This window comes from Saprospiraceae bacterium, from assembly GCA_016713025.1.
Classification (GTDB): domain Bacteria; phylum Bacteroidota; class Bacteroidia; order Chitinophagales; family Saprospiraceae; genus OLB9.
Genome location: JADJPZ010000003.1, coordinates 710,523 through 732,629 on the forward strand (window position 1 = coordinate 710,523; position 22,107 = coordinate 732,629).

The 22,107-nt window shown below is 37.3% G+C and carries 16 protein-coding genes and 1 pseudogene; 13 read left to right on the plus strand and 4 right to left on the minus strand.

The features are described 5' to 3' along the window. The first annotated feature begins 242 nt into the window (after positions 1-242). From IPK35_05840 to IPK35_05890, 11 genes and pseudogenes are all read left to right on the plus strand, one after another. Positions 243-1,079 (plus strand): hypothetical protein, encoded by an 837-nt coding sequence (locus IPK35_05840; GenBank protein ID MBK8052796.1) that lies wholly within the window; start codon positions 243-245, stop codon positions 1,077-1,079. Between the two features lie 258 nt (positions 1,080-1,337). Beyond that, positions 1,338-2,654, plus strand: a complete 1,317-nt coding sequence (locus tag IPK35_05845; protein ID MBK8052797.1) for an acetylxylan esterase — start codon at positions 1,338-1,340, stop codon at positions 2,652-2,654. Positions 2,655-2,756: 102 nt separating this feature from the next. Next, on the plus strand, positions 2,757-5,678 hold the full coding sequence (locus tag IPK35_05850) for an FAD-binding protein (GenBank protein ID MBK8052798.1): 2,922 nt from the start codon (positions 2,757-2,759) through the stop codon (positions 5,676-5,678). A gap of 311 nt (positions 5,679-5,989) precedes the next feature. Beyond that, positions 5,990-7,213 (plus strand): annotated as a pseudogene (locus IPK35_05855) (IscS subfamily cysteine desulfurase). Positions 7,214-7,259: 46 nt separating this feature from the next. Next, positions 7,260-7,655 (plus strand): Fe-S cluster assembly scaffold IscU, encoded by a 396-nt coding sequence (gene iscU / locus IPK35_05860; protein ID MBK8052799.1) that lies wholly within the window; start codon positions 7,260-7,262, stop codon positions 7,653-7,655. A 35-nt stretch (positions 7,656-7,690) separates the two neighbouring features. Beyond that, positions 7,691-8,017 (plus strand): iron-sulfur cluster assembly accessory protein, encoded by a 327-nt coding sequence (locus tag IPK35_05865; GenBank protein ID MBK8052800.1) that lies wholly within the window; start codon positions 7,691-7,693, stop codon positions 8,015-8,017. A gap of 609 nt (positions 8,018-8,626) precedes the next feature. Next, on the plus strand, positions 8,627-9,922 hold the full coding sequence (locus IPK35_05870; protein ID MBK8052801.1) for an ATP-binding protein: 1,296 nt from the start codon (positions 8,627-8,629) through the stop codon (positions 9,920-9,922). After that, a complete protein-coding gene (locus tag IPK35_05875; GenBank protein MBK8052802.1) occupies positions 9,907-10,626 on the plus strand; it encodes an RloB domain-containing protein in 720 nt (239 codons plus the stop codon). The genes IPK35_05870 and IPK35_05875 overlap by 16 nt, the downstream gene beginning before the upstream one ends. 110 nt (positions 10,627-10,736) lie before the next feature. Further along, positions 10,737-11,042 (plus strand): helix-turn-helix transcriptional regulator, encoded by a 306-nt coding sequence (locus tag IPK35_05880; protein ID MBK8052803.1) that lies wholly within the window; start codon positions 10,737-10,739, stop codon positions 11,040-11,042. A gap of 146 nt (positions 11,043-11,188) precedes the next feature. Beyond that, positions 11,189-14,476, plus strand: coding sequence for an HAD-IB family hydrolase (locus IPK35_05885; GenBank protein MBK8052804.1), 3,288 nt, complete (start codon positions 11,189-11,191; stop codon positions 14,474-14,476). Between the two features lie 229 nt (positions 14,477-14,705). Next, positions 14,706-15,707 carry an NAD(P)H-dependent glycerol-3-phosphate dehydrogenase gene (locus IPK35_05890; GenBank protein ID MBK8052805.1) on the plus strand — a complete coding sequence of 334 codons (1,002 nt, stop codon included), beginning with the start codon at positions 14,706-14,708 and terminating at the stop codon, positions 15,705-15,707. Positions 15,708-16,046: 339 nt separating this feature from the next. Here IPK35_05890 and IPK35_05895 read toward each other — a convergent pair whose 3' ends face one another. Continuing rightward, positions 16,047-17,927, minus strand: coding sequence for a U32 family peptidase (locus IPK35_05895; GenBank protein ID MBK8052806.1), 1,881 nt, complete (start codon positions 17,925-17,927; stop codon positions 16,047-16,049). A 168-nt stretch (positions 17,928-18,095) separates the two neighbouring features. Here IPK35_05895 and IPK35_05900 point away from each other — a divergent pair, with 168 nt between their 5' ends. Next, on the plus strand, positions 18,096-18,434 hold the full coding sequence (locus IPK35_05900) for a ribose-5-phosphate isomerase (protein ID MBK8052807.1): 339 nt from the start codon (positions 18,096-18,098) through the stop codon (positions 18,432-18,434). A 2-nt stretch (positions 18,435-18,436) separates the two neighbouring features. Here IPK35_05900 and IPK35_05905 read toward each other — a convergent pair whose 3' ends face one another. The 3 genes from IPK35_05905 to IPK35_05915 form a co-directional block, all read right to left on the minus strand. After that, positions 18,437-19,627, minus strand: a complete 1,191-nt coding sequence (locus IPK35_05905) for an intradiol ring-cleavage dioxygenase (GenBank protein ID MBK8052808.1) — start codon at positions 19,625-19,627, stop codon at positions 18,437-18,439. Positions 19,628-19,710: 83 nt separating this feature from the next. Beyond that, complete coding sequence (locus IPK35_05910) at positions 19,711-20,496, minus strand: LytTR family transcriptional regulator (GenBank protein ID MBK8052809.1); 786 nt, start codon at positions 20,494-20,496, stop codon at positions 19,711-19,713. A 16-nt stretch (positions 20,497-20,512) separates the two neighbouring features. After that, positions 20,513-21,049 (minus strand): GNAT family N-acetyltransferase, encoded by a 537-nt coding sequence (locus IPK35_05915; protein MBK8052810.1) that lies wholly within the window; start codon positions 21,047-21,049, stop codon positions 20,513-20,515. Between the two features lie 444 nt (positions 21,050-21,493). On the opposite strand from IPK35_05915, the gene IPK35_05920 reads away from it, so the two are divergent. Further along, complete coding sequence (locus tag IPK35_05920) at positions 21,494-22,018, plus strand: DUF4833 domain-containing protein (GenBank protein ID MBK8052811.1); 525 nt, start codon at positions 21,494-21,496, stop codon at positions 22,016-22,018. Positions 22,019-22,107 lie beyond the last annotated feature (89 nt).

Genomic DNA, 22,107 nt, shown 5'->3' on the forward strand with positions numbered 1-22,107 from the left:
TTTTTTAATGATATCTCCATTTTTTATAAGAATATGTCCCGGAAAAGAAAGTATGGCCCGGGAAAATGATTTTACTAATGTTAAGTATAAAAATTGACCAAGCAAATCTAATCTAAAACTCCGTATGTTTGTTGTTAATGGTAGATAATTTGCTCTGATGAAACGGAAAGCATACCAAAATCAATCATAGTGGAATAAAATAGGATGATGCTCAATTTTTATAGTGTATAAAATGATCTTTAATGAAAAAAATACTTTGGACAGAAATTGTCTATTTAACTTTTTTTCACATGCTTTGCATAGGACAAACGACATGGAATTTTACTCATGACATACAAAAAAATAATTTTTATAAACTTTCAGGAACGATAAGTGGTAAATTTCCCATTAAAATGCATCTGGAATTGGATACTTTTCTGTGTGGAAATCCTTATGATGATGACAAAAGTCAAACACTAAAAGGATGGTATTTTTACGAAAAAACCAAAACAAAAATTCCTTTAAAAGGCGCTTACAATACGGCTGAAGGTCGCGAGTATATCGAACTGTTTGTTCCCACAAACAAAAATGAAAACCTAAATATAAAGACCTGTAAATTAAAGGAATATACCGAAATATTTATCAACAAGAAGGCATTTGATTTGACAAAGATGCAGTGGAAAATGAAAAAATCAAGTACTTTCAGCCCGGTGGATCTCATAATGGAGCATCATTCCAGCACTGAAACAAAAATTACTATTTCATTTTCTAATGGAGGCAAAAAACAAAATACAATCGACATCAGCCAATTGTCCGGGGCAAAATATTTATCCGAATTCCGTTTTTTCGATACCAAATATAAAGGCAAATTTTATTATGCGACTTTTGAATTCCAGGAATGGTCACGTCAGGATGATAATGCTAATGCGATGTGCGGAGCCGGCATCGAAAGATATTTAGGATACGTAAAATTAGACAGTTCAGGTAAGGTGGTTGATTTTAAAATATGCCTTAGAGAAAGTTGCTGGCATCATGATAAAGTGGAGGAATTAATGATAGTACTTGGTTTTCCTGAGTATGGACTTGTAAAAAGCGACTGAATTGCTGGCATCAAAGAGTCAATCATGCATTTCTCAACTAAGTCAAATTGGCAAAATACGCTGGGCTGCGTAATCATTGAGAGACAACTTGATCATGAGAATGGAAGCAAATGCTTCTGAAATGTCAAGGAGTTTAGATAAAACCTGAAAGATAAATGGAATTGTACTCCCTGAAGATAAAATTTAGGTGATATTGATATGTTTTTTGTACATACAATCAGTATTTTTTTAGACCTTTACATTAAAAAAATAGATATTATGCCTTTACAATTTATCAAAATACCCAACCGGGTTATTTCTGTTGCCTTTTTATTTTTTATTATTGTATTCAGTTACGCCCAGCCTTCAGAACAATTTGTAAAAGTTGTGGTTGCACCTGATCATAATGACTGGACCTATAAAACAGGTGAAAATGTAAAATTTACCATCAGCATCCTTCAGAACGGAAACCTCTTAAAAAATGCGGTAGTTAAATATGAGATAGGACCTGAAAAAATGGAGCTGCAAAAAAAAGATTCACTGTCCTTACCGGAAGGAAGACTGGTCGTGGATGCAGGCACCATGAAAGAGCCTGGTTTTCTGCGTTGCGTCGTTATCGCCATGGTGAATGGGAAATCTTACCGCGGATTAGCTACAGCTGCATTCAATCCATTGATGATAGAACCCGCAGTAATAAAGCCTGATGATTTTACAGCATTCTGGGATAATGCAAAAGCTGAGCTTTCTAAAATCCCTATGGACGCAAGGATGACCTTATTACCGGAACGCTGCACCGAAAATGTAAACGTATATCATGTCAACCTTCAGAACTACAGATTCAACACAAGATTGTATGGTATTTTATGTGTACCGAAAAAAGAAGGAAAGTATCCTGCTGTATTGCAGGTTCCGGGCGCTGGTGTAAGGCCATATATGGGTGATATTTCCAATGCTGAAAAGGGGTTTATTACTTTTCAGATAGGCATACATGGCATTCCTGTAAACATGGATGTATCAGTGTACAACAACCTCATGGCTGGCGCCTTGTCAGGTTACTGGAATTATAATCTGGATGACAAGGACCGGTTTTACTATAAAAGAGTGTATCTCGGTTGTGTTCGGGCCAATGATTTTATTGTTAGCCTTCCGCAGTATGACGGAAAAAATCTGGGTGTGGTAGGTGGCAGCCAGGGTGGTGCATTATCTATCATTACAGCGGCGCTCGATCAAAGTGTAAAATACTGGGCAGCCTATTATCCTGCATTGTCTGATCTCACCGGTTATCTAAAGGGCCGTGCCGGTGGCTGGCCGCATTTGTTTGACAAAAACAATCTGGCATTTAATAACACCAGGGAAAAGATAAATACTGCCGGCTATTATGATGTAGTCAACTTTGCAAAGCAACTAAAAGTACCGGGATTCTATACGATGGGATTTAATGATGAAACATGCCCGCCTACTTCCATGTATGCTGCATATAATGTCATTACAGCACCAAAAGAACTGTACATCGCACAGGAAACCGGTCATTGGACCTATCCCGAACAGAGTGAAAAATTGACCAACTGGCTGATGAATAAGTTGAAGGGGCAATAAGAACAGCATTTTACGCTATTCGGCAGACCCCAAATATCGTGAATTCGGGTAAAGCACAATTAAGAAATATAGGATGAAAGACTTTATTTTAGATATGTAATCATGTTTGATCAAATTAAAGCAAAATTTACCGGCGAATTGTATTTTAATAGTGCTGACAAAGACAACGCTATCAAAAGAGTATATGCCACCGATGCTTCTGAATATCAGGAACTTCCCCTTGCAGTAGCTTTACCAAAAACAGAAAATGATATTAAAACTTTAGTCGAATATGCTGCACAATCAGGTACTCACCTGATACCACGTGCCGCTGGAACATCACTGGCAGGACAGGTCGTGGGAAATGGGGTAGTGGTGGATATTTCAAAACATTTTACTCAGATCATCGAATTAAATCCAACAGAAAAATGGGTTCGGGTGCAACCGGGAGTCATCAGGGACGATCTCAATGTTTATCTGAAGCCCTTTGGACTCATGTATGGCCCTGAGACATCCACATCCAACAGGGCAATGATAGGTGGTATGATAGGAAACAATTCATGTGGGCTGCATTCGATCATTTGGGGTACTGCACGGGATCATTTATTGGAATGTAAGGCCATTCTTGCTGATGGGAGTGAGGTTGTTTTCAGAGATTTGACCGAAGCAGAATATTTTGAAAAATGTAATCAGAAAGACTTTGAAGGCGAGATTTACAGGAGGATAAATGGTCTTCTTACAGATCACAAAAATCAAACAACCATCCGAGAAGGTTTTCCATCAAAAAATATAAAGAGGCGCAACACAGGATATGCGCTGGATTTTTTATTAAATCAGGTGAGCTTCGATCATGCTGAGCCATTTAATTTGTGCCAACTCATCGCCGGATCAGAAGGTACGTTGTGTTTTATCACCGAGGCAAAACTACAATTATTGGATCTTCCCCCTTCGGCAGTAGCCATGGTAGCCGTACATACAGCAAGTATTCACGATGCATTGTTGGCCAATCTGGTTGCTATGGAGCATCATTGTGCCGCTTCAGAACTCGTTGACCATTTTATTCTTGAATTTACTAAAACCAATCCGCACCAGTCAAAAAACAGATCATTTATAGAAGGTGAGCGCAATGCCATTCTGATGGTTGAATTTTTTGGAACGGATGAAGCCAATCTTATAGAAAAGTGTCAACAATTGATCAGTGAATTAAAGGATAAAAAATTGGGATATGCTTACCCAATTCTGCAGGGTGAAGAGAGCAAAAAGGCTTGGGAAGTACGTAAAGGAGGCCTTGGATTGTTAAGGAACCTTCCCGGAGATGCCAAACCGGTCAATCTCATTGAGGATTTTGCAGTAGTTCCAAAGGATTTGCCGGAATATATTGAAAAATTGGAAACATTATTAAAAAAACATGGATTGCAGTACGCCATGTATGCCCATGCAGGAGCCGGAGAATTGCACGTTGAGCCGATTATCAATTTAAAAACAACAGAAGGAGTGGTGCTGTTTCGGACAATCCTGACTGAAACTGCCACTTTGGCCAAATCATATGGTGGCTCATTATCAGGAGAACACGGAGATGGCAGGCTGCGCGGCGAGTTTATACCATTTATGATGGGGCAAGATGTGTATCGGCTTTTCAAGGATGTAAAGTATGTTTTTGATCCCAAAAATGTATTCAATACGGGAAAAATTGTCGATGCTCCACCCATGGATCAGTCCCTGAGATATCAAACGGAAAGCAAAGTTAAAGAAGTAAAAACAACCTATAATTTTTCAGATCAGGGTGGTTTTTTGCGGTTGGCAGAAAAGTGTAGTGGTTCAGGCGACTGCAGAAAAACAGCCGTCAGTGGCGGTACCATGTGCCCCAGTTATATGGCGACAAGACATGAAAAAGATACCACACGTGCACGGGCGAATATCCTGAGACAATTTCTGACAAATCAGGAAACCAATGTGGTGACCGATCATGAAGTAAAAGAAATTCTCGATTTATGCCTTTCCTGCAAAGCATGTAAATCAGAATGTCCTTCCAGTGTGGACATTGCTAAAATGAAGGGTGAATTTCTTCAAAACTATTATGACCGTCATGGAGTACCTTTCAGAGCAAAGCTGATAGGTAATTTTTCAAGACAAATGGCTCTGGCATCTTATTTTCCCGGTATTTTCAATTTTTTATTTGGCACTCCTTCATTGCGAAAAATCATCAATAGAATTGTTGGATTTCATCCGGAACGCTCCATGCCGTATCTTTCACAGGAGACATTTCACCATTGGTATAAGATAAACAAACCTGAAAAAGATAGAATATCAGGCAAAAAAGTCTATGTTTTTTGTGATGAGTTTACCAATTACAATGATGCTGAAGTAGGCAAAAAACTGATACTACTCTTGCGTACGCTGGGATATAATCCTGTCATCCCTGATCACACTGAAAGTGGTCGTGCATATATGTCCAAAGGTATGATCAAACAAGCTAAAAATATTGCTGTCACCAACGTTCAAATGCTTAAAGATATCATTTCTGCCGATACACCTCTGATAGGAATAGAACCATCGGCGATTTTATCTTTCCATGATGAATATCCGGATCTGGTCCCCGAAAGTGAAAGGGAATCAGCAAAAAAACTTGGAAAGCATAGTCTTTTGTTTGAAGAGTGGTTTGCCAATGAAATAGATAAAGGAGAAATCTCAAGAGAACGATTTACAACTGTAAATAAAAAAGTCATCCTTCATGGCCACTGTCATCAAAAAGCAATAGTCGGAACAGACGCAACAAAAAAAGTGCTCTCATTTCCACAAAATTATCAGGTGATCACCCTCAATACGGGATGTTGCGGTATGGCAGGTTCATTTGGATACGAAAAAGAACATTATGATCTGTCGATGCAGGTGGGAGAGTTAGTATTATTCCCTTCTATCAGAGCAGAGGATCAAAATGTAATAGTAGCTGCTTCTGGTACCAGTTGCAGACACCAGATCAAAGATGGTACAGGGAGACATAGCCAGCATGCTATTGAGATTCTTTATGATGCTTTAGCCATCTGAACATAAACCGACTGGTAGCTTAAGAGATTAATGCTGAAAAGGCTAAAATAGGAGTATGTGTAAATTTTCAAGTTTGAACTGAACGAAAGCGAACAAATTTTATTTTTTACAAAGTGTATGGTATTCAATTTGAAGAGATAATGGTTCCTTTATGTTTTTTAGGGTTATTACAAAGACATTCAAGAACTTAAAATTTTTGGATCTATTTCCATCTATTATAACCTTATAAAAAAAAGTTTAACATAAAGTTTACTTCAGTTAAACAAAATAGGTATATCTTTGTATTTAGATTAAATATAAACAAGCTTAAAATGGCAGACAACAGACTTATATATTTGGACAATAATGCGACAACGCCCACTGACCCAAGGGCAGTAGAAGCTATGCTTCCATTTTTTTATGAAATTCCCGGCAATGCTGCCAGCAGGAATCACCCATTCGGATGGAAAGCAGAAGAAGCGGTGGATTATGCAAGAGAGCAAATCGCTGATCTCATCAATGTGGATTCAAAAGAAATCATATTTACATCAGGAGCTACAGAGTCAGATAATCTGGCTATAAAAGGTGTTTTTGAAATGTATGCTTCCAAAGGAAATCACATCATCACTGTAAAAACGGAACACAAAGCTGTACTCGATGCTTGCAAACGTGTAGAAAAAATGGGTGGAGACGTAACTTATCTTGATGTAAAAAATGATGGTTTGATAGACCTGGCTGAGTTGGAAGCGGCCATCACAGATAAAACAATTTTAATTTCTGTCATGTGGGCCAATAACGAAACCGGTGTCATCCAGCCTATGAAAGAGATCGGAGACATCTGTAAAAAAGCATGGAGTACTGTTTATGAGTGATGCTACTCAGGTGGTCGGAAAAATTCCGATTGACCCTAAGGCTACCGGTGTGCATCTGATGGCATTTACCTCACACAAAATGTATGGTCCTAAAGGTGTAGGTGCACTTTTTGTCAATAGGAAAACCCAAGAGTTAAAGTTACCGCTCAGATGGATGGAGGCGGACACGAAAGAGGAATGAGATCAGGTACGCTCAATGTTCCCGGTATCGTTGGTTTTGGCAAAGCAGCTTCCATCGCAAAAGCTGAAATGGCTCAGGATGCTGCAAGACTTTCAGTGTTGAGGGACAAACTTGAAAATGCTTTCAAAAACAGTCTGGAAGAAGTATATGTCAATGGCAATGTCGATCATCGTATGCCGCATGTGACCAATATATCTTTCAAACACGTAGAAGGAGAAGGGCTCATGATGACCTTCAATCAAAATATAGCTGTGTCATCAGGATCAGCATGTACATCCGCTTCTCTTGAGCCATCTTATGTACTCGTAGCGCTGGGATTGGGTGATGATCTGGCACATTCGTCCATCAGATTCAGTTTGGGAAGATTTACGACAGAAGAGGATGTGGATTATGCCATCGAAGCTGTATCAAAAGGGGTAAATCATATGAGAGACCTGAGCCCAATATGGGAAATGTACAAAGAAGGTATAGATCTCAGTACTGTAGAGTGGGCAGAACATTAAAAACAAAAAATAGTAATTTTCAATATCATAATTTAAAATAAATAATATGGCTTATTCAGATAAATTGTTGGATCACTTCAAGCACCCTAAAAATGTAGGAACACTTGATAAAAGTAAAAAAAATGTAGGTACAGGATTGGTAGGCGCACCTGAATGCGGTGACGTCATGAGACTTCAGATCGAAGTGGATGAAGCAACGGACACTATAATTGATGCCAAATTCAAAACCTTTGGTTGCGGATCGGCTATTGCTTCTTCATCTCTGGCAACAGAGTGGCTCAAGGGAAAAAAGATCGACGAAGCTCTAAGCATAGATAATATGGCCATCGTCGAAGAGTTGGCATTGCCACCTGTAAAAATACACTGCTCGGTGCTGGCTGAAGATGCGATCAAAAGTGCGATAGCAGATTACAAAAAGAAAAATGAAGTTGTTACTGCATAGTATTGTTGTAGTAACTTTTTAAAATTACATTATTTATGTTATTTGTAGCTGACAGTGCAAAAGAAAGGATAGAAGAAATCATCAGGACGAAAAGCATAGCAGATGATTACTTTATCAGGGTGAGTGTCACCAGTGGCGGATGCTCAGGATTATCTTATTCGATGGATTTTGATAATGAAAACAAACCCAACGATCAGGTATTTGATGATAATGGTGTTCGCGTGGTAACAGATCTTAAAAGTTTTTTATATCTATGCAATACCACCCTTGAGTTTTCAGGTGGATTGAATGGTAAAGGTTTTTATTTCAATAATCCCAATGCAGCCCGTACTTGTGGCTGTGGAGAGAGTTTTGCGGTTTAATAGAGGAGAAAAAATTAGCAAAAACAAAAGCGGTGCTCGATGTTAAATGGAGCACCGCTTTTTTTTTGGAAATTTTCAAGCATGTACATATACATTATCTGATAGAATCAGTTTATATCATGCACAAAATTGATTGTAAAAAATTATTAATTGGCGCATTTACTTATAGTTGTTGGTAAGAGTAAAAGACAGCAGGGTAATTATTTTTACTACTTTGTCAAATTATAAGGACTTTCCGATTTATTGGAAACTGTTGGGTTAACCCAACAGTTGTTACCTAATTTACCCATATATTTATTCCGACGAGAATTTATTTTTCTAAAGACGATGATACACATGTCTTTATTATAAAAATAATTCTGTCGCCATTATAAGGAATCTTTAACTATAAAAAAATATCAGGTTTCCGGTTATTTACATTTTGATGAAAGTGTCAGTGAATTTGATTTTTGAAGGTGACAAAGTAGAATTAAGACAATTAGACAAATAAAACTATTCTCTGAACATCATAGAATACGTGTTCTCTTATTTTGAGAAATTATCTCGATTTTTGATATTTATTCAGATTTAATACTTATATTTGCGAAATATTCTCAAAAATAAGCAATTATGTTACTTGAATTTAGTGTCGCAAACTTCCTATCTTTTAGTGAAAGAAAGACTTTGAGCTTAGTTGCATCAAGCATAAGTGATTACAAAGAAACAAATACTTTTACTTCTGAAAGGCACACGCTTTTAAATGGAGCTATAATTTACGGTGCTAATGCCAGCGGCAAATCAAACTTCATTCGTGCTATGAGCACTATGAAAAGAATAGTGATGCAGTCATTTAACCAATCTTCCACAAAGACATTAGACGTTACTCCATTCTTATTAAATACTGAAACTGAAAATAGTCCATCATATTTTGAAGTTCTATTTGAAATACTAAATGTCAGATACAGATATGGATTTGAAATAACAAACAAGGAAGTAGTAAGTGAATGGTTATTTGAATCAAAGAAAAATGCCGAAAAATTATTATTCGTTAGAGAAGGTGATGGAATAGAAGTGTCGCCTTCTTTTAAAGAAGCAGAAAACCTTGAAAGTAAAACAAGAAATAACGCTTTATTTTTATCAATTATAGACCAATTTAATGGAGTTACAGCTAAAAGAATAATGAATTGGTTCAATAACTTAATTACCATTTCGGGACTAACGCACGAGAACTATGAAATGATAACTTTAAAATTGTTGGAAAAAGGAGATGTTACACAAACAATGGGTGATTTTTATTTTACTTTGGAATTAGGATTTGATGGAATCAACGTCAAAAAAGAAAAATTAAATTCAAAAAACCTATTAGAAATAGGTCAAGAATCAGTGGCAAAATCCTTTATTAAGGATATCGAAGATGGTTATCACTTTGACATTAAAACTTTTCACGATAAATATGATAAACATAATAATAAATCAGGTGAAATAGAGTTTGATATGCGTAGCCAGGAATCAGCAGGAACTAATAAAGTATTTAATATTTCAGGACCTATTTTTGATGTTTTACACAATGGTGGTGTTTTGGTAATTGATGAGCTTGATTCCAGTTTGCATCCACTAATGACGTTAGCAATAACAAGACTCTTTAATTCAGAAAAAGACAATTCTAAAAATGCACAATTAATATTTACAACTCACGATACCAACTTATTTTCATATGGAAAGTATCGAAGAGACCAAATTTATTTTGTAGAAAAAGATAAATACGGTGCATCTGATTTATATTCATTGGTTGAGTATCGAGAAGAAGATGGTAATAAGGTTCGTAAAGACCGATCATTTGAAAGTGATTATATACAAGGCAGATATGGTGCAATTCCTTACATTGGAGATATTTCTAAAATTGTGGGGGAATGGCAAGAAAAGTAAAAATACCCAATCATATTAAGAAAAGACACGAGCGAACTGAATCAAAACGTTTAGAAGAAACAAAATCTAAGCGTAGGTTTTTCCTGATTGTGTGTGAAGGCGAAAAAACAGAACCAAATTATTTCGAATCTCTAAAAAATGATTTACCCAAAGGTGTGTTGGATGTTTATGATTTTAAAATCTTAGGCAATGGACATAACACAGTCTCACTAGTTAATAGTGCAATGGCTTTAAGTAACAAATGGCAAGCACAAACAAATAGAACAGTTGACAAGTTGTGGGTAGTATTTGACAAAGACAGTTTTTCAGACCAGTCTTTTAACTCAGCTATTCAAACCTGCATTGCAAATAGTCCAAGTGTTGATTGTGCTTGGACAAATGAAGCTTTTGAACTTTGGTATCTATTGCATTTTCACTATTACAACACGGGGATAAGTAGAAAGCAATATCAGGATTTGATAGAAGACAATTTTAAGAAAAATGGTTTAAAAGATTATGTTTACAAAAAGAATAGCACGGAAATGTATTCCTTATTGGAAACCTACGCAAGTAGAGAAAATGCTATAAAAAACGCTGTGAATCTCGAAAAACTTTATATTGAACAACAAAACTATTCGGTTCAAAACCCTTGCACTAAGGTTCACAAACTTGTAGCTGAACTTTTTGGGCTAGAAAAAATAATTGAAGAAGAAAATAACAAATGAGAGAACGCCAGCACCCAATGAAATCAGAAATTCGCTAAAATAATTGTTCCAAATATAGAAACATTTTTATCTTTGTAAAAGGAATCATTTAAACAAGGAAAAAGTAGAAAATGAAGACAATAACATTATCGGAACTTGAAGATAAAACACTTGATATAATGGGAAGTCCAAAACGAGATAGATATGAACAGGAACTAAGAGTAGAAATATTGGCAGAAAAGATCAAGCAATTGAGAATAGAGCGAAACTTAACTCAAGAACAACTTGGTAAATTGGTGGGCGTCCAAAGAGCTCAAATTTCAAAAATGGAAAACAATACCGGCAACGTAACAATCTCAACTTTGATGAAAATATTTGGAGCTTTAAAAGCTAAGGTCAAATTTGAAATTGAAAAAGAACAATTTGAATTAACATAAAATCACACAGCAAGTAACTACGACTTTGATGATAGATTTGCTATCGCTACATTCACTACATAGCCTGAACGAAATAATTTTTTAGTGAAGGAGTGTTTATTTTTTAAACTTTCTATATCTTAGCGAATTAAAAAATTATCCGGGCTTTGAGCAACCAGACAACCAATGCTAAAATAAAAAAAATCTTAAGCAACAACGATTTTCAAAAGATCCTTGCAAGATTGTCTGTTCAGAAAGGTATCAGTCAGGTTCAGGCAAATATTGAAGCAGAAACATACTTGCAGGAATTATTTGCAGAACACGATCCATCAGTGAATTTTGGGTTTATTGAGATATTTCAGTATCTCATCGGTCAGGGTTTTGATAAAAACATAGATACTGACACTGCAGAACTGAAGGCTTTATCCAGATTGATGCGACGGCATCCGGTGGCTTTTGTCCTTACTCATAAGTCTTACATTGATCTGGTAGTGCTCATGATAGTATTGGCACGACACGGTCTTCCGTTGCCATTTCTCTTTGCAGGTATAAATCTGGATATGCCCGGAGTAGGAAAAATTGTCAGAAATAATGGTGTCATTTTTATCAGACGATCTTTTAAAGATAACATCATCTACAAAGCTGCGTTGAGATACTATATAAGCTGGCTTCTGAAACAGCAATCTCATTTTATGTGGGCGATAGAGGGCACACGGTCCCGCACAGGAAAGCTGGTATGGCCTCAGATGGGAATCCTGAAGTATATAGCTGAAGCTGAACAGGATATCAGGCAACAGGTAAAATATGTACCGGTATCCATCGTATATGACCTTATCCCTGATGTGGATGATATGACCACTGAAACGCGAGGCAAAAAGAAAAAGCCTGAGACAGTAAAGTGGATGATAAACTATCTGAGAAAAATGAGTTCAGAAAAGCTGGGAAAAATTTCACTCAGAATTGGTGAGCCTGCAGATATGTTTGAACGCGGTGATGATCTGTTGAATCTTCCAAAGGATGCTGAAGTGCTCACAGACTCTACAATTTCGAGACTTGCATTTAGATTGATACATAAAATCAACAAAATCACACCTGTTACTACAGTATCTTTGATTTGTAATGCTCTTCTCAGTAAATTTTCACTAACCAAAAGAGGTGTGGAAAGCAATGTATCAGATTTGATGCGAATAATTGAAAACCACAAAATAGATGCTCTTGTAGACCGTGGTATGCCTATCGGAGAGAGTGTACAGAGAGCATTGAATCTGCTGGTGCAGGCTGGTATAGTCAAATTTCAGGGTGACGGACTTCATACAAAATATACAGTCAACAGGGACAAATACCTTCAGGCTACATATTATGCCAATATGTCTGTACATCACTTAGTACACCGGTCATTTATTGAATTAGCACTATTAAAAATTATTGACTCAAAATCTGGTCAGTCACAAATCGATTTTTGGAAAGAGATTATGTCTCTCAGAGATTTTTTTAAGTTTGAGTTTTTTTATTCTGAAAAAGACAAGTTCAGCTCTGAAATAGAATCAGAACTTAAATACATGCTGGGAGAAAAAGTCACCAATGAAATCTTTAATAAAAAAACCAATGTGACGAGTATACTAAGGACACAAAATTTACTTGTTGCACCTGTGATCCTCAGCAACTATCTGGAAGCGTATAAGGTAGTAGCTGAAGGTATGCTGATATGGGATCCTACTGTTGACTTTGAAGAGCAGGCATTTGTAGAGTATTGTTTGTTTTTAGGTGAGGAAATGCATTGGTTGGGACAAATCAACAGAGTCGAAGCTGTCTCACTTCCTTTCCTTCAAAATGGCATCCGGCTTGCAAAAAATCTGAAAATCTGGCCCGAGGAAGGTTTTGATAAAGATAAAATCATCGAGTTCAACAAATGGGTAGATAATATCACGGCAAGGGTCAATGTATTGCTTAATTATACTTTAGAGCAGAGAGTAAATCAGGACTATCACATTCCTGTCGAGAGAGAAATTATTCCGGGTACAAAAACAGAAAAAATTACCATGGAAATCCTCGAAGGTGAACGTGGTCCTCATATAGGAGCGTTTTTCGATCTGGATAGGACTTTGATCAATGGATTTTCTGCAAAAAACTTTGTCGCATCCAGACTACTTAGCGGAAGATTTACTTCTCAGGAACTCATAGCCCAGTTTGCAGGGGCTATTTCTTATGCAAGAGATACAGGAAATTTTGGAAAAATGGCCGCCATCAGTGCCAATGGAGTAAAAGGTATAGATGAACATGTATTTATTCAGGTTGGCGAAGAGGTGTATCGTAAAAAGTTGGCTGAAGCAATTTATCCTGAATCCAGAGCACTTGTTTCTGCTCATATAGAGATGGGACATACTGTTGCCATCATTTCTGCAGCTACTCCTTATCAGGTTGAGCCCATTGCCAGAGACCTTTGTATTGATATCGTGGAATGCACGAGACTGGAAGTGATCGATGGAAAATTTACCGGAAAAATTATTGAACCTGCCTGTTGGGGGGCTGGGAAAGCTATTGCCGGTCAAAAACTTGTAGAAAAACACCATCTAAACATCCGTAAAAGCTATTTCTACACAGACAGTGCCGAAGATATCCATCTATTGGAAATAGTAGGAAATCCCAGACCTGTCAATCCCGATACAAAACTTTCTGGCATAGCATTTCAGAATGACTGGCCTGTATTGAGATACAATGATGCACACAACTCCAGGATAGCAGGTATGGTTCGGACGGGTTTGTCACTTGGAGTGGTCATTCCTGCTATACTCAATGGTTTTTCCAAAGGCACCACTAATATGTCATGGAACGAAGGAGTGGAATCGATGATGAGGTCTATAGGTGATTTAGGGACATATGTTGCTGGTATTACACTGAGTATCAAAGGAGAAGAGCATCTATGGTCGCATCGTCCTGCGGTCTTTATACTCAACCACCAGAGCAATGCTGATATGCTGATAGCGATCAAACTGATAAGAAAAGAAGCCAGAGGTGTTGCAAAAATGGAACTTAAAAAAATGCCTGTAGTTGGACAGATTTTAGAAGCTTCCGGGACCATTTTCCTCGACAGGACAGATAAAGAAAAAGCGATCGAAGCTTTAAAGCCAGCCATAGATAGTCTGAAGAGCGGAATTTCCATTGTGATATTTCCTGAGGGCACACGGAGTTATGATTATACGCTCGGTTCGTTCAAAAAAGGAGCATTTCATATTGCAATGGAAGCCGGTGTGCCGATAGTGCCGATAGTGCTGAAAAATGCTCATGACGTCATGCCAAGGGGAAAAAATATTTTTAATCCTGCACTTGTAGAGGTCATCATTCATCCGCCTGTACTTACTCATGACTGGAATAAAAGTAATCTTGATGTCAAAATACGAGAAATTCGCAATTTGTATCTGAAAGACTTAAAACAGCCATTAGACGAAGTTGAATGAATAGTTTAATTGTGTAATTAAAATTTTATCAACTGGATTTCCTATTTTGAACACGATTTTATACCGACGAGAATTTAATTTTATAATAATTCTGTCGCCAATATACTCAAAATGAATACCATAGTAGACGAATTTTTCGCAAACCAATTTATTTTGAGTATAAACATACTCCAAGAGTCACAATATTCATTAATGAATTTTCAAAATCATCATTAACAATCCTAAAGCAATGAACTTAAATATAGCCGTACTTGGTGGTGGATCATGGGGGACTACCGTAGCATCATTAATTGCCACTAATTGTCCTACCACACTTTGGGCCAGAGACAACAGCACTGTCAGAGATATCAACAAGCACCATAGAAATGACAAATATCTCAAAGGTCTGCATCTAAATCAAAACCTAAAGGCAAACCATTCATTAGAAAAAACCCTCAGAGAGGCGGATGTAGTGGTAATGGGTATTCCTTCTCAGCACTGCCGTAGTGTGCTGGAAGAAGCAAAACCATATGTAAGACCCTGGGTTCCTTTTGTGAGCCTAACAAAAGGGATCGAACAGGGTACCCAAATGCGCATCACACAGATCATAGAGTCTATATTCCCTCAGCACCCTGTAGGGGTCCTCACAGGACCAAATCTGGCGAAAGAGATCCTCCAGGGTCAGGCAGCAGCAGCCGTGATAGCTATGGCAGACAGCAATATTGCCGAAGCACTTCAACAGGTTTTCAGAACAGGCTTACTCAGGGTATACACCAATAATGATGTAGTAGGTTGCGAACTTGCAGGTGCTTTGAAAAACGTAATTGCTATTGCCGCCGGCATGGGAGATGGCGCAGGAGCAGGTGACAATACACGAGCTGCAATCATCACAAGAGGACTGGCTGAGTTGTCCCGTCTTGGCATCGCTATGGGTGGACAACCTGGTACTTTTGCCGGTCTTGCAGGAATGGGAGACCTTATCGCCACGTGTATCAGTCCACTGAGTAGAAACAGATATGTAGGTGAGCAACTTGGCAAAGGCAGAACAATCCATGATATCATTGCAGAAATGTCCATGGTAGCCGAAGGCGTCAAAACATGTGGTGTTGTGGTACAGTTGGCTGATATATACGGTGTCGAAATGCCTATATCGCAGGAAGTCAACAAAGTGATCAACGAAGCCGCCACTGTCCGACAGGCTTTCCGGGGACTCCTTTCTGCCAAGACGGGAACTGAAGCCGATCCTGGATAAGACAAAGTTATACCGACGAGAATTTATTTTTCTAAAGACGATGGATGGTACTCATGTCTTTATTTTAAAAATAATTCTGTCGCCACTATAAAGACGATGTTTTACATCCTTTATTTTACGTTTGTTCGTCGTAGTTTCCAGCTACGATGCAATATAGACAGGCATCTTGCCTGAATCGCGAAATAATAAAATGGTGATTTTTGCAGATATCGAGCTCAGAGATCGACTGATTCAAAGCGGAAAACTTAGTGATGGGTAAATGGGGAAAACAACAGGCTGGATATAGTAATGCACTACTAAAAAGCTTAACTAATGTGAAGCGAAAAAATGAAATACAACCTAAATCATCATTTGCTCATCTTCATCCACAAACTCAAGTTCGGCATCTTTTTCCCAGATTTCCATTTCACAAGGTTTGCAATTGAATTTTAGTTTATATTCGATGTCCCCATGTTTAAGGGTCAGTGGTTCGACTACCTTTTCACCCATCGAAGCACGCTGAAATCGGGCACATTTTCCCAATTCATATTTGACACAATATTTTGTGGTCATCACCCTAGACTTTCCCGGATCCCACTGCAGTTCAAAAGCTTTTTCTATTTCTTGGACACCATGTCGCTTATAAAAGTTTCTGGCCAATTGATTGGAAACATTATAAGTAAAATCCAGTTTTTCGACAGGGTATGGATGATCAGTCTTAATGATTTGGTGAGTTTCTCTTTGGTATCGTGCGATCCGAATTTCTACCAATTGTTGCAGAACATCCCTTCTGATTTCATTGACTTTGGAGATAGGCAAAAACCAGTTTTCAGTAAGTTGTACATCAATTTCATCTACTACGAATACGGTATTGCCCGTTTTTGAAAGGTTCTTTTTGATATTTGGTATGACTGATTCACCGCTATTGGCCAATGCTTTTTCCATGCCCAAAATCATTTCACTTTCATAACCGTCTTCGTCTATAGCTACTAAACGGAATCCTCCTTGAATTTCACTAAAATGTAAATGCACTCCTATCTTACGGATGGCACTTTTTTCCTGCTCTACCATTTTAATAAACTCTGCGTCAGAATTTCTATAGATTGTAGTGCCCACTGAGATGGACTTTAGTGTATTCAATACGACGATATCATTGACGATGATATTGACTTGAGCACCATCAGCTTCTCCATTTGAATTGACAAAATACAAACCGTCACCATTATTGAGCTTTTCAAAATTTTCTATTACATAACCATTGGCCTTGGCTTCGAGTACTTTGCCTATGAACTGACCTTGTGACTTTGGAGTGTCCCAACTCCCGATTTTTTCTTTACGTTTATTGACAAAATAGTCAGTGTATCCTCGATTAAAACTTCTGTCCATTTCCGGTTCGAAATGATAGAAAGTCCTTCCCGAAGATGCTTTTTGGTATATATCTGCATTATTTTCCAAAAATTCATCCAATCTTTTTCGCAAAAAGGATGTATTGTTTTTAACATAAACTATATCCTTGAGTCTCCCTTCGATTTTGAAGGATGTGATTCCCGCTTCTATCAACGCAGGTAACTGATCACTCAAGTCGAGATCTTTGATAGATAGCAGATGCGCTGTCTGAATCAGGGTGGTGCCCGTTCCGTCAATGAGTTCGTAAGGCAGTCGGCAATTTTGCGCACAAGAGCCGCGATTGGCACTGCGCTCCCCATTGGCAATACTCATATAACAATTGCCACTAAATGATACACAGAGTGCGCCTGATACAAAAAACTCCAACTCTGCATCTGTTGCTTCATGTATTTCTTTGACCTGATCGAGATTCAATTCTCTTGCCAATACTACTCTTTTGATACCCGCTTCTCTCAGAAATTTTACGTGTTTCGGATCCCTATTATTGGCCTGAGTGCTTGCATGCAGAACGATTGGTGGCAGTTTCATCTCCAGGATAGCCATGTCTTGTATGATGAGGGCATCTACACCAATGTCATAGAGTTGGTAAATCAATTTTCTGCAAATTTCCAGCTCATCATCATACAAAATCGTATTGATAACTACAAAAACCTGAGCCTTGAACAAGTGCGCATACCGAACCATTTCGGCTATATCTTCCAGTGAGTTAGTGGCATTGGTACGTGCTCCAAATTGTGGAGCGCCTATATAGACAGCATCAGCCCCGGCATTGATGGCGGCAATACCTTGTATGAGATTTTTGGCAGGAGCCAGAATTTCTATTTTTTTTCTCATAGGAGAAACTAAAGTTATTGTGATGGTTAATCCACCACAAAGGTAGGTATATTTATATTACACAACCATACTGAATTATCTGAGTCTCAGTGTTTATTTGTTTTTTATTGGGCTAAACCCGTTATAGGTATAGTTTTTGAATGTTCTTATTTGTCAAAGTTGCTTAAAATGTACCAATTGTATGTCATAGAGCTAAGAAAAACCGTCTTTTCAGAAAATAAAAAATTTCGTGAGGCCAACCCACAGTTCAACGGAGTGCTGGAATGTCTTTATGTGGGAATGAGCAGTAAATCTCCCAAAGAACGTTTTGATCAACACAAAAATGGTGTACTTAGCAAAAAAGGAGTTGATATTTCTGCTGCTATTGTAAAAAAATATGGGATTTTCCTTCGACCGAGTCTTTATGCTCATATTCAGTCATTTGCTGTAATGGAAGATGCATTGAAAGCAGAAAAAGATCTTGCATCAAAACTTAAAAGACAGAGATATGCAGTATGGGTCAACTGACATTAATGATGCTGCATACCCGGCAGTTGAAAATATAAGCCCTGTGTGTCGTCGAGTACTTTTTTGATCATTGCAAAGTTGTTTTCATCAGGGGTTAAGTCTATAAATTTATGGACGATGGTACGATTTTTATATATGATCATGGTGGAATGTACCTTAGGATTGATGTAATTGAGATGAGCTTCAGTTTCTTTATCATTCCATGATGGGACAAAGGTCAAAGCGGTATACTTTATATTCAATTTTTTGCCCAAAGATACCAGTTGTTCTCTTCTTTTTTGTTCGTTATGTTCCTGATCATCGCCATAGACAAAATAAGCTTTCAGATATTGCTGTCGCAGATTACTTTGTTCTTCGAGAAATTCAAGCCATTTTTCTATTTGTATCCAGTTAGGATCATTACCAACAAACATGACTATACCATGATAACGTCCATATTTGCATACGGGGCACGTCCTTTTACCGGCATCAGGACCGTAAGCGTGGTAAGGTATAAATGATGGCTGGTCCTCTCCGATATGTAATCCAGAGTTGGTGGATGGTTTGGATGGATAATCAGGTATGTTCAGACCAAGAATGACATTGTGTTCTACAATTTGTGTATCACCTTGTACCAACACCCTAAGAACCTCTGTTCCGCCTCGGTCAAATTTACCATATTTTCTACGATGACTGAGATACAATTTATCATCATCAAAGTACCAGTCGAGATAATATTCATTCGGGATACCAGGCTCTTTGACAGAGATATGAATATGGCTTGGTATATCTTCATTGGGATATGGTGCCGGCCTGGTTGTTTTGATTTGATACGATCCATCCTGACCCGTTTTTACCCATCCTCTGAGTTTACCATGTTTTACAGCATCAGTTGCAGTATTATTATCTGATCGGTATAGGCCGGTTTCGTCAGTATGCCAGTAATACAGAATGATATCTGAAGCCGGAGTGATGCCGTCCAGTTTATATACAAAACCTTCGATCAGAAGTTTTTGACCTTTTCCATTCCATCCTACACTGGTGTGAGTGTTTGATATATGTTTTGGCATGGATACATACATCAATTCACAACCATCACATCCGCCACCAACCAGAGAGTTTTGTTTTATTGCACTCCGGGTAAGTGTTTCGTTTTGCCCCGAGCAGGAAATAAAATATATTAAGAGAATAAGCCAATAAAATACATCCTTCATAACCATTAAATTTTTTGACAAAAGTAGATACTAAACCATTGTTAATCAATCTAAAAGTGGTGACATGAGTATTTTATACGGTATCAAGATGTTGAAGCATCCTGTTTTACTAATTTTTTAAAATCCTGAGTATAATTTCTGCTCATTCTGACTTGTATACCATTATCCATAGTGATGTCATAGTCGCCATTCATGCGTGAAGTATAAGACTTAACTCGTTGAAGGTTGATGATGGCAGATTTGTGTACCCGAATAAAGATGTTTGGATCCAGTTGTTGCTGAAGTTCTTTCAATGAAGTCTGATCAAGATACTTTTTATCATTGGTGACTACCTGTACATACGGCGTGTTGGCATGAATTGAAATAATGCCGGAAACAGGGATGATGTCGTTGCTGCCATTTTTTGTAAGCACTAGATTTTGAGTATAACTTGCAGGTACTTCAGAGATGATGTCTTTGGACGAAAACAGTTTGAATAATAAGATGATCAAAAAATATATAATCGAAATGATCAAAAAGTATTCTAATAAACCAAACTTAAAATTTCGAAAAATGATAAAAGGTTGATTCATGAAAATACCTGAAATAAACCAAATCAAAAGTGCATAAAAAAAAATATGACCCAGCGTTAATAGCGGAATCACTATCAAAATCCAATTTTTTGACAAATTGAACCACTCCCTTTTCCAGATTCCATAAGTTATGGGTATAAAAACCAACCAAACAATACTAAAAAGGGCAGATTCTGAAAAATAATAACTATAACCTTGCATTTCAGACTCAAAATAATCTTTAATCAACTGGAATGTGTAAAATCCACCTGACAATATTGCAACCCATATGATAACGGAACGTGATGAAAACTTCATGGAATAAATATGATGGTCAGCTTTTGTCCTTTTTTAGTAATGAATATAGTACTAAATCTGTAAATCTGTCTCCCAACCATTCTCCATCTCTGATGATACCTTCTTTGGTAAATCCCAGCTTTTCAGGTATAGACTGACTTTTATGGTTTTCTGTGGCACATCTTATTTCTATACGATGGAGCCCGAGATGGTCAAAACTATAATCAATCAATGCGTTGGCTGATTTTTGTATGATTCCTTTTGACTGTGCAGCAGGTATCAGCCAATATCCTATTTCGCCGCTTTTATTCAAATGATCTATTTTATAAATACCTATCCGACCTACCGGAGTATCTTCATAAAAGATGATAAAAGCAAATTCTGTACCGGTCTGATTGCGGGAGATAGTACCTTTTACGAAGTTTTCAGCAAATGAGACGTCTTGCATACGGTCCACAAACGGAAGCCATTGGCGGAGATGATCCCTGTTAATATCCACCATTTCAAATATGAGCGGTGCATGCGATGGTTTGATGAGTTCAGCAAAAATATTTTGGTCAACTTCTATTTTCATTATTTAAATTTTATATGGCCTTTGGATAATAATATCAAACCACAATATAAGCAACAGAAACATAATTGATCAAAGATTTATATATAGTTAACTTTCAGGTAATATCTAAACGGTTTTTTTGCATTCAAATAATAGTCTTATGTCAAAAAAATTTTTATATTGTATGATTATCATTTTGATGGTGATGTTTCCTGTCAGTATTATATTTCATATCATAAAATATCTGGTATCAGAATGTCTGAATCCTATGCTAAAAAGAAGTGCATATGAAGATCAGCCCCAAAATTATTTGCCTCCGAATTTTTCCTGAATAAGCATTTCCTAACTACGTCATTTTATGGAATTAATATGACTACAACCATATTTGGCTAAAAAAATTGAATTTTTATTCAGATATAAAGTAAAATAGACTAAATTTACGCTACTTATTTAAGCAACCCGATCATGTTTTTTGTCCAATCTGAGCAATTCAAAGTAGTCAGTCAAGGCCAGGATGGCAGACCAGACAATTATCCTATTATCGAACCATATCCGGAATTATTATTTTATATTCAGAGAAATCAAAATTTCAACACAGTCATTTATGAAATAAATCAGCTACCTGGAGGAATACTCAATCTTAATGAACCAATGAAGATTAGTTGGGTATATTTTGAAGATAATAACACCAGGAAAATTCAGGAAATCAACCCGATACAAAAGAAGTTAGCCTACGGATACCGGCACAAGCTGATCAGTAATGAGATGATAGATTTTAAGTTTGTATCATATGACGGTATGACGTTTTATTTAGCCAAAAATGATCATGATCAATTCTCCGTATTCACTAAATTCAAAAATGAGTTTATTGAGCTTGATCACATTTATGTTTATGCTGAAGATCTGGGTGTTTTCCCACAGGTAAAATTTGTTGAGTTCTTTGGAAAAAGCAAGTCAGGATTATTTTACAATAAATTAGTTTTGGATTAATTTTACCTTTGGGTGTGTTTAAAATTTATCCTTTAGAAATAAACCCTACTTGGCGTCAAATGTTAAAAGTTTAAACATACCTAACTAAA